Consider the following 11,920-nt stretch of genomic DNA (forward strand, 5'->3'; position numbering starts at 1 on the left):
GGGCTAAGCGCGCGTGCATGGTTGATAACGCTCGTCTTGGCCGCCTCAGGTTTCGTGCATGGCATCGCGGTACGCGTGAAGCCGACTTCATGATCGGTGGATTTTTCGACAAGCATCACGCTTCGTGGAACGAGGCCGAGGCCGACTGGTTCGAAGCGCTGCTCGAAGAAGACGACGTCCACGTAATGGCCTGGGCATTGGGTACAGAAGCCGCGCCCGAACGCTATGAAGGCGACTTGATGGACGCGATGCGCAAGCTCGACTACGTCCACGTCCATCGCTGAGCGTTCAGCTCTTCCCCCGAAATTTCCAGCGGCCTGCCTCTTCCCAGGGGCCTCCGTCATAGAAATGCATTTCCAGTCCGGGAAACGCGAAGTCGCGGGCCCGGACCTGCGGGGCCAGCTGCGCCTGAAGCGCTTTGGCCTCTTGCGGTGACACCTTGTTCTGCACGGTGACGTGAAGTTTCGGCCGGTGATCGTCCTGCGCGGTAAGCGAGCCTGCGAAACGGTTCGCGATCATGTCGCGAAGGTTCAGCAAGTCCCGGCTTTCGATGTCGAGCGCGGTTCCACGGCCCAGCGACCGGATGCCGAGAAGGCGCGCAGGCGGCGGCGCGAACTCCCCCGTCAGATCGGCGATCACGCGGCGCACTTCCCCTTCGCAGGACGGCGGGATCGCGTGGAACAGCGTCAGGTGCGCGGACAGGAAATTGCGTTCGGGCGGAAAATGCGCCTGCCGCAGCCTGTCGGCAAAGGCGAACAGGTCGGGCGGCAACGTGGCCGTGATGATGATGGGGCGCGTGTTCATTTCGAAACCGTATCTCCCGTGCTCATCATCCGAACCACCGCGTGCACGACCTTGTTCCGAACCTTGCCGTACGGGCGCTGTGCGGACTATGCCCTTGTGCAACGATATAAATTCACTGGATACCCGTAATGGTCAGCCCGCGCCTCATCTTCGTTCACGGTGCCGCCGCCGATGCCCGGCTCTGGTCGCCCGTCATCGCCAAGCTGCCGCCCGAATGGGACGCACAGGCGATCACGCTGACTTATTTCGGAGATGCGGAATGGCCCGATGACGGCAGCCAGTTCGGCACGCGCCTCCATGCACAGGAACTGCGCCACATGGCGGCCGAATTGGGCGGCGATGTCGATATCGTCTGCTGGTCCTATTCGGTTCACGTCGGGCTTCAGGCGCTGCTCGACGCACCGGGCCTGTTCCGATCTGCCCTGTTCTACGAAGCGGCCCTGCCCCACTACCTTTCCGACGAAGGAGAGCGTGAGGTGTTCGGCAAGGACTTCAACTCCGTCTTCGGCGCGGTTGGCGCAAAGCTGGAAAAGGAAGGCCACGCGGCTGCCGTTCGTCAGCTTGTCGGCATCGCCTTCGCCTCGCTCCCGCAGGACCGGCAGGATATGTACCTGTCGAACGCCCGCATGATGCCGCTCCTGATGGGCGGGGGAGAGGCGCCGACGAAGATCGGGCCGGATCAGCTCTCTAAAATCAAAACGCCCTGCCGCGTGGCGATGGGCGCGAAGACACGGCCCTGTTTCGAATTGCCGAGCCGCGCGCTGGCTGCTGCTTTGCCGAATGGTAACCTCGACGTGATAGCAGGGGCGGACCATTTCCTGCCCGAAACCACCCCGGACCTGTTCGCCGCGGTGGTCGAGGAATGGGTGAGCGAACAAGGCGCGGAGTGACGAGACGATGAGCGACGAATGGTACCGCGGCCCCGCATGGGACGAGGATGCGCGGGCGCTGTTCGAAAAGAAGATCGCTCGCGCGCGAAACCAGAAGCCGTTCTATTTGTGGGTTAAGGCCGAAGCCATCGCCCCGCAGCACCCCAAAGACGCCGAAAACCTGTTCGAACGTTCGCTCGCCGCCGATGAGGAGGGGTTCGAAACCGGACGCGCGCTTGCCGCACGCGCACGCGCCAGGGCCGCGCGCGGCGATCTGGATGGTATCATCGAGGACCTGGGCGAAGCCGCGCGCGTAGAGCGTGAAGAGATCAAGGGTCTCGATACCGGTGCACGATGGGATTTCGCCGCGCTTGTCGGAATGCAGCGCCGCCGCGACAAATATGACGAGGCATTGAAGGCGGTCGGTTGGCCGGTTTCGAACCTGTCGTTTGCCGGACAGATCGCCCTTGCCTTCATCCACCACGATCGCGGCAACCGCATCAGGGCCCGGCGTGCGGCGAAAAACGCGCTGGAGCGGGCAACGATGAAGAGCGAAGTCGCGCCGGGCGTGCCGCTGCCCCCGGTGCCGCCCTTCCCCAACCCGATCTACGACAGGTTGCTGGTCATCGCGGGTCTGTGGGACGAAAAGGAACTGGGCCCCGCACCGCCGGTCTGGCCGGAGGACTTACCGGCCGAGGGTTAGTCCGCCGCAGGCCCGGCCCACTGGCGCCGCTCTTCCGCAGCGCGCAGCACTTCGTAGGCCAGCTGCAATTTGTGAAATTCCTTCGCGGCCTCGTCGTCGCCCGGCTTCACGTCGGGGTGTACTACCTTGGCCTTGGCACGCCACGCTTTCTTGATGGTGGCGAAATCCACGTCGTATTCGAGGTCGAGCGCGTCGAGCGCATTGATCTCGTCACGGCTGCGCGAACCGTCACCCGATCCGGTCCAGCCGTAATGGGCGGATTCGCGATAGCCTGAATTGTCGCGCTGTTCATCGGCGGCGCGCGCCGCCGCTTCCTCGGCGTCAAGGCCCGCGAAGTAGTCCCAGCCCTTGTTGTATTCCGCCGCGTGCTTCTGACAGAAATACCAGCGTTCCGGGCTGTTCGGGCTTTTGGGCGCGGGGCAATCGCCCACGTCCTCGCAACCGACCCGGTCGCAAAGGCGCACATTCTGCGCCTCGCGACCGGCTTCGTAACCGCGCCAGCGGGGAAACCCCCAGTCTATAGAACGTCCGTATCGAGCCATGATTATCGTCGAATAGCCCGATCCGGTGCCGGGGGAAACCTCGCTTGGCGTTGCTTTTTTACTGGACCGTCACGGTCACGGCGCGGCGGTTCTGGGCCCACGCGCTTTCGTTCGATCCCATGGCGACCGGGCGTTCCTTGCCATAGCTTACCGTGGTGATACGCGTGGCGGGAATGCCGAGGCTTACCAGGTAGTTCTTGGCCGAGTTCGCACGGCGTTCACCCAGCGCGAGGTTGTAGTCGCGCGTGCCGCGTTCGTCGGTGTGGCCTTCGATGGTCACGCGAACGTTGGGATATTGCATCAGCCACTGGGCCTGGCTCTGAAGCGTGGCCATGTCGGCGCTGTCGATGTTGTAGCGATCGGTGTCGAAATAGACGCGATCGGACGAAACGGTGGCGATGAAGTCTTCCTGGCTGCCGGGGACCGGACCGCTGGGCATCGGCGTGCTGGTCGCAACCGGCGTCGGGGTCGGTTCGGGGGGAAGTTCGTCGGGCGTGGTCTTGCAGGCGCCAAGGGCGAGCGAACCGGCCGCGATCAGGGCGACGGGTGCGATCATACGGGTGCGCAGGATGGACATTGGGGCAAGCTCCTTCTCTTCATGCAAGGCGAGTGGTCCCGGCCTTGCGAATTTCATGCGCGACAGACGGTGCGACCCGTGTCGTCTGCGCTGGCGATTACTGTACTAACGCAGTTAGGGCCGAACCGGTCCCCAAGAAGGATCGGAAGCGTCCTCCGGCGTCTCCAGCTTGCGCAGATGGCGGCCCGTCAGATCGACCTGCCACAGGCTGGTATCGCCCGAATTCCGCTCTGTCCGGAAGAACTGGACGATGCGGCCATTGGGGCTCCACGTCGGGGCCTCATCCTGCCAGGCATTGGTCAGGTGGCGTAGGCTACCTCCGCCCGGGCTCATCACCGCGATGCGGAAATTGCCCGCGATGTGGGTAAAGGCGATCTGGTCGCCGCGCGGGCTCCATTCCGGGGTCGCTGCGCGCCCGCCGAAGAAGCTGATGCGCTTCTGGTTCGAACCGTCGGCGTCCATGACATAGATCTGCTGACTGCCCGAACGGTCGCTTTCGAACACGATTTTCGAACCATCAGGCGAATAGGACCCGCCGATGTCGATGCCGGGGCTCGTCGTCAGCTTGACCGGACGCCCACCGCCAGCGCTCGACACGCGGTAGATGTCGGTGTTGCCGGCGATCGCCATCGAATAGAGGATATACCGTCCATCGGGCGACCAGCGCGGCGCGAAAGTCGGGTTCGAGCTTTCGGTGACCAGCGTCTGGCTACGCTTGGCGATGTCGTAGACGTAGATGCGCGGATTGCCGTCGTTGTACGACAGATAGGCGATCTTCGAATAGTCCGGCGAATAACGCGGGGTCAGCGCGGTCGAAGATCCGCTCGTGATGAACGTGTGGTTCGCGCCGTCGCTGTCCATGATGGCCAGGCGTTTGCGGCGGTTATCCTTGGGCCCTGTTTCGGCGATATACGCGATCTTGGAATCGAAGAACGGGTCTTCGCCCGACAGGCGCGAATAGATGAGGTCGGCACACTTGTGCGCGGCGCGGCGCCAGTCGGACGGCGCGACGACATAGCCTTCGCGGACAAGCTCGGACTGAAGCTGAACGTCGTAGAGATAGCAGCCGACCGTAAGTTGACCGTCAGCAGCAGCGCGCACGAAGCCGTGGACCAGCATTTCGGTGCCCAGCGGAGTCCAGCGACCGAACTGCGGGTTCGTCGCTTCGGAAAAGGCAATGCGCGGCAGGGCCGAGGGGCCGACCGGGCGAAACAACCCGTTGTTCTTGAGATCGTCGGTAATAATCTGTGCAAGCGCCACGCCCAGCGCGCCAGTCGTCTTGGGCGCGGCGGTGGTGGGCACGTCCTGCTGGGCCGGAAAGGCAGGGATGGCGATGCCGAGGTCCTGCCACTCGCTCTCGTCAGAGACGGAGCCGACGAGGCCGCCATCCTGGGCAAGTGCGGGCTGTGCGGCAAAGGCCACGAATGCGGCGGCGATGAGGGCTTTGGTCTTCATCCTTACAGTCTCCGGTCGAATCGGAATTCGCGCACGTTCTTCCACGTGTCGTAATATTCATCGGGCAAGTCGAAAGGGGCAGCCAGCTGAACCGCGCGGATCGCGAGTTCGGCGTGCCGGTCCTTCTGGGCGGCGTTCGCATCGGTTACGCCGCTTTGCGAAACGACGCGCGGACGGCCTTTGAGATTGCCGTTACGGTCCATTTCCCAAGCCAGCACAGTCACCAGCTTTTCGGCATCGATCCCCTGCGGCGCGGTCCAGTGCGGGCGCAGCTGGCGGCTGATGGCGGAGGACAGCGACGAAGCGGTCAGCGGGCCGACCTTTTCGGCGGGCTGATCGGCATCGCTGCCCGAACCGCCGGTGCCGGACAGGAAATCGTTGCCAAGACGGCTGCCGCGCGACGGCGCATCGGGGCGGCGGCGTTCGGAACGGTCGGCAGGCTTGCTCTCTGCCCGCGGGGTCGGTTGCTTGTCCTGACGCGGGATCGGCGCCGGGCGCGGTGCAGCAGCGACGGCATCGTCGGCGGCATCGGCCACGGCGTCAGCAACGCTCGCTTGGGCGGGAGGTTCTGGATCGCCGAGTTCCTGCCCGACGGAAGGTGCCGGATCGGCGGCGGGATTGGGCGAAATCGATTCCAGCGCAATCTCGTCCGATACCGTCACCACGACCCGATCGGGCAGCGGCATGGAAGGCGCTTCCTTGTCCCACGCGACCAGCACGATGACGAGGACGACGTGAAAGGCAATGGCGACCGCAAGGCCCAGCCGGTCGTCCCGCCCGAAGCGGGCGGTTTCAAGCTGATCCCCGTAAGGTGTTGCAAGGCGCATCGCGGTCAAGGCCTATGGGCTTGCGTCTGAACCGTGGGTGACCAGCGAGATCTGCCGGAAACCCGCACGATTAAGTGCGCCCATCACGGCCACGACACGCCCGTAATCGAGCGCCTTGTCAGCGCGCAGCACGACCGGCGGCGCGCCCTGCCCCGTGGGCGAGATCACCGCGAGCCGTTCGGCAAAGGCCCCTGCGGGAATGCGCTGTTCGTCGATATAGATCAGGCCCTGTTCGTCGAGAGAGACGGTCAGCGTCTGGTCCTGGCTGTCGAGCGGTTCTGCCTGGCTGTCGGGCAGGTCCACGGGCACGCCCGCTACCAATAGCGGAGCTGCGACCATGAAGATGATCAGCAGCACCAGCATGACGTCGACCATTGGCGTGACGTTGATCTCGGCCATGGGCGTACGGCCGCCCCGACCGCGGCTGCCGCGGCCGCTGCCCCGTGAAGCAAGCTTTACGGCCACTTACATCGTCTCCAGTTCGCGGCTGAGGGAGGCATGAAAGCGGTCGGAGAAGCGATAGAGCTTCGTCTCGAACGCGTTCACGCGGTGCGAGAAACGGTTGTAGGCGATGACCGCCGGAATGGCCGCGAACAGGCCGATCGCAGTGGCAAAAAGCGCCTCGGAAATGCCGGGCGCAACGACGGCAAGCGAAGTGTTCGACTGCGCGCCGATCTGGAAGAAGCTGTTCATGATGCCCCAGACGGTGCCGAACAGCCCCACGAATGGCGCGACCGAGCCGACCGTGGCGAGAAAGTTCAGCTTCTCGGCGATCGAATCGCTCTCGTTCGTGACTGCCGCTTCCATCGAAGAGGCGAGACGTTGGCGCAGGCCTTCCTTGTCGCGCAGGCCGCGACGGGTGGACGTTTGCCATTCCGCAATGCCGGCCGCGGCAACGCGGCGCGAAGGCACGTCGTCATCGCTGCGTACCAGCGGTTCGACATCGTCGGCCTGCCAGAAGCGATTTTCGAATTCGCGGTTCTTGCGGTCCAGCCGCCCCATTTTCATCGAGAACGAGACAATGATCGCCCAGACCCAGATCGAGGCGATGATGAGCCCGGCCATAACCGCCTGAACGACAATATCGGCCTGCAGGAACAGTTCGACCGGATCGAGCCGCGTCGGCGCGCCGGTCGCGGTGGATGCGGGGACCGCGACGGAAGCTATCTGGGTAACGATCTGGGATAGGGACAAGGGACTAACTCTCGGTCTGAAGAGTGGAAGTGACGGTTTCGAACGCGGCAAGCCATGCGTCGGGCTGTCGGCGCGGGCGGCCATCGGGCGATACGAACCCGACGCGCACATCCATTTCGGCCAGCAGCGTTTCGCCGCGAAAGGCACGCTGATTCAGTTCGCACGATGCCTTGCCGATCCGCTTCACCCGCGCTTCCAGCATGACGGTATCGGCAAGCTTTGCCGGTGCCTTGTACCGGATGGACAGATCGGCAACGGAATAGACGCCCTCGCCCGCCTCCATCGCGGCGCGCTGATCCACGCCGATGCAGTTGAGCAGGTCCGACCGCGCGCGTTCGAACCAGCGCAGGTAATTGGCATGATAAACGATGCCGGACAGGTCGGTGTCTTCGTAATAGGCGCGCACGGCATAACAATGCACGCCGTCGACTATCGATCCGGTCGCAGGAGAAGGAAGCGCATCAGCCATTGGCCAAGGGTAATAGCCGTGCCGCGATTCGCCGCACAAGCGGCTTATTTTTCGCCTGTGGAAGGCCGATTCATCGGCAATTCACCTTGGCATGAACCCCACCCAGATCAGGCCGGTGTCAGCATCGGTCCCATGACGCGTCCGCCAAGCAGGTGGACGTGAAGGTGTGGCACGATCTGCCCGCCGTTCGGGCCGATATTGTTGATGAGCCGGTAACCTGCTTCGACAAGGTTCTTTTCCCGCGCGATCTTGCCGACGGCACGGACGAAGCCGGCGATTTCCTCGGCCGGGGCGTTCACTGAAAAATCGTCCCAGCTGACGTACTTGCCCTTGGGCACGACGAGGATGTGGATCGGCGCGACGGGGGCGATATCCTCGAACGCGAAGGCCCATTCGTCCTCGTAAACTTTCGTGCACGGCAGTTCGCCGCGCAAGATTTTTGCGAAAATGTTGTTGTCGTCGTAAGGCGCGGTCGGATCGACGGGGCTCATTCGCTGGTCCTCGAAGCTTTTTCGGCGATTCCCGATATCCCGTCACGGCGATCCAGTTCGGCCATCACGTCGCCTATGGATAGGTCGCGCGCAGAGAGCAAAACGGCCAGGTGGAAGATCACGTCGGCCGCTTCACCGATCAGTTCCTCGTCCGATCCGGCCAGCGCGGCGACCACGGTTTCCACCGCCTCCTCGCCCAGTTTGCGCGCGGCATAGTCGGGGCCCCGGTCGAAAAGCTTTGCGACATAGCTCTCGTTCGGGTTGCCGCCCTTGCGGCTTTCGATCGTGGCGGCAAGCCGCTCCAGCGTGGTGAGTTCGGTCATCGGCGAAATCCTTTGGCCCGCGCCGGGGCAAAGATCAACGCCCCTCGTCAGGCTGTTAATAGGGCTGTGTGAAGATCCGGTCGCGCGCGGCCTTGATGTCGCCCTTGTCGATCTGTTCGATCAGGCGCGCTTCGTCACGTTCCCGATAGGCCTGCTCCGCCTTGTCGATCGCCTCGTCATTTTCGCCCAGCCCTTCCAGCGCCTTTCGCGCCAGCAGAATGGCCGAATCGAAAACTTCGCGCGCGATGAAGTCGGCCGGTGCCTCGGCAAGTTTGATGATCCCGCGCCGGTCGTAAACGCGCACGTATATGCCGGTATCGGGGAACTGGTCGCGCACGGAGGCGATCAGTTCCGGTGTCACCTGGTCGCCGTCGAGGCAGAAGACGATGGCCTTGGCCTCCATCCCGCCTGCCTGACGCAGCAGGTCGATGCGGGTGCCGTCCCCGAAATAGACTTGCGCACCGAATTCCGCCGCGACGTCGATCATGTCGACATCGCGATCGATGATCGTCACCCGGATACCCCCGGCGATCATCATCTGGGTCACCGTCTGCCCGAAGCGGCCATATCCCACGACCAGCGCGCTTGCGCCTTCGGGTTCGGGACCGGGCCGCGTGCCGTCTTCGCGCAGCGGCTCGCTGCGGATACCGGCGGTCAGCATCATCAGGAACGGCGTCGCGGCCATCGACAGGGTGACCACCGCGCCGAACAGGCTTGCCGCCTCCGGCGCGATCAGGAGGCCGTCCTGCGCCTCTGCGAAAAGGACGAAGCCAAACTCGCCGCCCTGGCTGAGTAGAAGTCCCATCGCCAGCGCCTTGCGCCAGGGCATTTTGATCAGCAGTCCCAGCCCCGAGATCACGACCGCCTTCGTCGTGATCAGCGCAAGCGCCATCAGGACGACGAAGAGTGGCCTTTCGGCAATGGCCGACAGGTCCAGCATCATCCCGATCGACAGGAAGAACAGACCCAGAAGGATCGAACGGAACGGTTCGACGTCTGCTTCCAGTTCGTGCCGGTACGGCGAACTGGCCAGCATGACGCCCGCGATGAACGCGCCCAGCGCCGTGGACAGGCCAAGCGCCTGCATCAACGCGGCGGCACCGACGATGGTGAACAGCGCGGCGACGATGAACATCTCCCGCTCCCCCAGTACGCCGATCAGGCGGAACAGCGGACGGATGAGGTAACGCCCCGCGATGATCAGGCCGATGATCGCGGCAGCCGATATCAGCGCGAGCTGCCAGCCGGGCGGGCCTGCTTCCTGTTCGGGATTACGGCTGAGCGCCGCGATGATCGTGATCAGCGGGATCAGCGACAGGTCCTGAAACAGCAGGATCGCGAAAGACCTCTCGCCCACAGGAGTACGCAACCGGCCCGCGCTTTGCAGCATGGGCAGAACCTGCGCCGTCGACGACAGGCCCAGCGGCAGGCCCAGTGCGAAGGATGCGGCAAGGCTGAAGCCGGTGAAGAAATAGATCACCGCGCTGACCGCGACCCCGCACAAGGCGACTTGGGCAAGGCCCAGCCCGAAAATCTCCTTGCGCATGCGCCACAAACGGTTGGGCGCAAGTTCAAGCCCGACGATAAACAGGAGCAGCACGATGCCCAGTTCGGCAAAGTTCAGCTTCGCCTCGGCCCCGCCGACAAGGCCCAAAGCCTGCGGCCCGACCAGCGCGCCCGCGACGAGATAGCCTAGCGTCGCGCCCAGCCCCAGCTTGCGGAACAGCAGCACGGAGGCAAGCGCAAAACCGAGGAGTATCAACCCCTCTACCAGCATGGAGCCGGTGCCCCCTTCGTGCATGAAATGTCCCCTGTTGACCGGAAAGGCCCGGCCGTCTGCGCCAAGTTAGGATCGGGCAGGCAGCAGGGCAACCGCGCGGGCGAAAGTCGTGATCGGATCGGAAAAAAGTGCGCGACGGGAACGGGTCACGGTGGTGGGGGGATGTGACCCGCCCCGCCGCGCTGGACGAAAGGTGCTGGAAGATCTTTTAGAGGAGGAGTCAGTCCTTCATGGGGCCGTCGAAAACGGTCCCAAAGAAATCATCCTTCTTCCAGACAGGCCTTTCGCCCATATCTGCAATGTTGCGTGCGATATCGAAATTGAGATCGGCAAACCGGGCCGCCTGATCGAACATGATCAGCTCCACTTCGTCGGACGGCGAGTGATAATGCTCCGCCAGAAAAGCGCCGAACGCGTCGAACCCGCCATTGCCCGGCCCGGTTGCGACATAGATCGAGGGGATACCCTCACGGACATAGGAATAGTGGTCCGAACGGGTAAAAAGGCCCTCTTCCGTGAACGGGTCCTTGGCAAATTCGATACCGGCTGCTTTCGCCGCCTTGGCAACTGCGCCGTACAGCGTCGACCTTTCGGCACCAAAGGCAACCACGTCGACATATTCGTAAGTCAGCATCGGCATGTCGAGATTGACGTTGGCAACGACGCTGTCCTTGGGAACGATGGTGTTGCGGGCATGATAGGACGAGCCGATGAGGCCCATTTCCTCTGCCGTCAGCGCCACGAACATCACTGACCGACGCGGAGGTGCCATCGCAAAACGGCGCGCGACATCGATCAGGATCGCACTACCGGTCGCGTTGTCCATCGCGCCGTTGTTGATCGTGTCGCCCTCTTCATCCGCATCGACGCCGATGTGGTCGAGGTGTGCGGTCAGGACGACGAATTCGTCTTTCAGTTCGGGATCGGTGCCGGGAACGACGCCGACAACGTTACGGCTGGTGACGTCTTCGAACTTCTGCTGGAAAGCGATTCTGGCCGTCATGCCCATATCGAACGCGGGCAGCCTTGCATCCGGTTCGTCGATCGCGGCAATCGCCTCGGCATAACTCATGGGCTGACCGTCGAGCAGCCTTGTCGCGGCAGCAGGGTTCAGCACGGCATAGGCGACCATCCCTTCGCGCGGATCGTAGGCCTTGCCATCTTCGCCGACCCAGGTCGCACTGGTCGCATGGTCACGGCCCGTAAGCCGCCTGTCCCAGCTGTAACGCTCTTCCGATTTCTCGGTCAGCAGCGAGACGAGACCGATTGCCCCGCGCCTTGCCATTTCGCGCGAACGCTGGCCGTTGAAATAGGCGCGTTCTTCGCTGTTCAGGAATTCCGGCGCGCCGGTAATGGCGACGGCGATCTTGCCCTTCAGGTCGATACCCGCAAAATCGTCACGGCCATTGCGCGGATCGACATAGCCCTGCCCGACGAAGACCAGAGGGGCCTCGATCACACCGCTTTCCTGCCCGACAAAACCGTCGACAAGGTAATCGGTACCCAGTTCCAGCTTGGGCGCATTGTCGCCCGACAGCGTCATCGTGTTGGCATCCATCGGGCCGGGACGCATGATCCGCAGGCCCACCGGCTGGAAATAAGTACCGTCGGCAGCGCCGGGTTGCACACCCACCGATGCGAAACGGTCCGCGACGTACTGCGAAGCCAGCTGATACCCACGCTCACCCGACTGGCGACCTTCGAGTTCGTCAGACGCAAGGTAACGCACGTCCGCCTCTATCGAGCGTTCGCTGGGCGCAGTCGCGACGTTCATGTCTGCTGCCGCGCATGAAGCAAGCGCAAGCGAGGCGGTCAGCAGGAGGGCAATCCGCATTGATTAAACCTTGGGAATGATTCGTGTGGTTACGCCTGTAACCAAGGAAACT

At 63.3% G+C, this 11,920-nt stretch carries 15 protein-coding genes; 3 read left to right on the top strand and 12 right to left on the bottom strand.

Features of this window, described 5'->3' with window-relative positions:
* The first annotated feature begins 17 nt into the window (after positions 1 to 17).
* Positions 18 to 284 (top strand): FAD assembly factor SdhE, encoded by a 267-nt coding sequence (locus tag FAX90_RS02420; RefSeq protein WP_144095202.1) that lies wholly within the window; start codon positions 18 to 20, stop codon positions 282 to 284.
* Between the two features lie 4 nt (positions 285 to 288).
* On the opposite strand, the gene FAX90_RS02425 is transcribed toward FAX90_RS02420, so the two are convergent.
* Complete coding sequence (locus FAX90_RS02425) at positions 289 to 804, bottom strand: 2'-5' RNA ligase family protein (RefSeq protein WP_144095203.1); 516 nt, start codon at positions 802 to 804, stop codon at positions 289 to 291.
* A gap of 128 nt (positions 805 to 932) precedes the next feature.
* Here FAX90_RS02425 and FAX90_RS02430 point away from each other — a divergent pair, with 128 nt between their 5' ends.
* Together FAX90_RS02430 and FAX90_RS02435 are read left to right on the top strand one after the other, a co-directional pair.
* Positions 933 to 1,694 (top strand): alpha/beta fold hydrolase, encoded by a 762-nt coding sequence (locus tag FAX90_RS02430; RefSeq protein ID WP_144095205.1) that lies wholly within the window; start codon positions 933 to 935, stop codon positions 1,692 to 1,694.
* Between the two features lie 7 nt (positions 1,695 to 1,701).
* Positions 1,702 to 2,376: a hypothetical protein gene (locus FAX90_RS02435; protein ID WP_144095207.1), complete on the top strand. Its 675-nt coding sequence runs from the start codon at positions 1,702 to 1,704 to the stop codon at positions 2,374 to 2,376.
* Here FAX90_RS02435 and FAX90_RS02440 read toward each other — a convergent pair.
* The 11 genes from FAX90_RS02440 to FAX90_RS02490 all read right to left on the bottom strand — a co-directional run bounded on the left by FAX90_RS02440 (position 2,373) and on the right by FAX90_RS02490 (position 11,868).
* Entirely contained in the window at positions 2,373 to 2,918 is a 546-nt protein-coding gene (locus FAX90_RS02440) for a J domain-containing protein (RefSeq protein WP_144095209.1), read from the bottom strand. The two genes, FAX90_RS02435 and FAX90_RS02440, sit on opposite strands and share 4 nt — an antisense overlap.
* Positions 2,919 to 2,976: 58 nt before the next feature.
* Complete coding sequence (gene pal / locus FAX90_RS02445) at positions 2,977 to 3,495, bottom strand: peptidoglycan-associated lipoprotein Pal (protein ID WP_240704678.1); 519 nt, start codon at positions 3,493 to 3,495, stop codon at positions 2,977 to 2,979.
* 114 nt (positions 3,496 to 3,609) lie between these two features.
* The gene (tolB, locus tag FAX90_RS02450; protein WP_144095211.1) at positions 3,610 to 4,950 is read right to left on the bottom strand and encodes a Tol-Pal system beta propeller repeat protein TolB; all 1,341 of its coding nucleotides are present in this window, start codon (positions 4,948 to 4,950) and stop codon (positions 3,610 to 3,612) included.
* Positions 4,951 to 4,952: 2 nt separating this feature from the next.
* Positions 4,953 to 5,777: a TonB C-terminal domain-containing protein gene (locus FAX90_RS02455; protein ID WP_144095213.1), complete on the bottom strand. Its 825-nt coding sequence runs from the start codon at positions 5,775 to 5,777 to the stop codon at positions 4,953 to 4,955.
* A gap of 12 nt (positions 5,778 to 5,789) precedes the next feature.
* Entirely contained in the window at positions 5,790 to 6,176 is a 387-nt protein-coding gene (locus FAX90_RS02460) for an ExbD/TolR family protein (protein WP_205700611.1), read from the bottom strand.
* 66 nt (positions 6,177 to 6,242) lie between these two features.
* The gene (gene tolQ, locus FAX90_RS02465) at positions 6,243 to 6,971 is read right to left on the bottom strand and encodes a protein TolQ (protein WP_420810955.1); all 729 of its coding nucleotides are present in this window, start codon (positions 6,969 to 6,971) and stop codon (positions 6,243 to 6,245) included.
* A 4-nt stretch (positions 6,972 to 6,975) separates the two neighbouring features.
* A complete protein-coding gene (locus FAX90_RS02470; RefSeq protein WP_144095219.1) occupies positions 6,976 to 7,440 on the bottom strand; it encodes a YbgC/FadM family acyl-CoA thioesterase in 465 nt (154 codons plus the stop codon).
* Between the two features lie 107 nt (positions 7,441 to 7,547).
* Complete coding sequence (locus FAX90_RS02475) at positions 7,548 to 7,931, bottom strand: histidine triad nucleotide-binding protein (RefSeq protein WP_144095221.1); 384 nt, start codon at positions 7,929 to 7,931, stop codon at positions 7,548 to 7,550.
* Positions 7,928 to 8,254 (bottom strand): phosphoribosyl-ATP diphosphatase, encoded by a 327-nt coding sequence (locus tag FAX90_RS02480; protein ID WP_144095223.1) that lies wholly within the window; start codon positions 8,252 to 8,254, stop codon positions 7,928 to 7,930. Before FAX90_RS02480 ends, FAX90_RS02475 begins: the two co-directional genes overlap by 4 nt.
* Positions 8,255 to 8,309: 55 nt before the next feature.
* On the bottom strand, positions 8,310 to 10,055 hold the full coding sequence (locus FAX90_RS02485) for a cation:proton antiporter domain-containing protein (protein ID WP_144095225.1): 1,746 nt from the start codon (positions 10,053 to 10,055) through the stop codon (positions 8,310 to 8,312).
* A gap of 199 nt (positions 10,056 to 10,254) precedes the next feature.
* Positions 10,255 to 11,868, bottom strand: coding sequence for a M28 family metallopeptidase (locus FAX90_RS02490; protein ID WP_144095227.1), 1,614 nt, complete (start codon positions 11,866 to 11,868; stop codon positions 10,255 to 10,257).
* Between the last annotated feature and the right edge of the window lie 52 nt (positions 11,869 to 11,920).

Origin of the sequence: Croceicoccus sediminis (assembly GCF_007570835.1) — a bacterium.
In the GTDB taxonomy this organism is placed as follows: Bacteria; Pseudomonadota; Alphaproteobacteria; order Sphingomonadales; family Sphingomonadaceae; genus Croceicoccus; species Croceicoccus sediminis.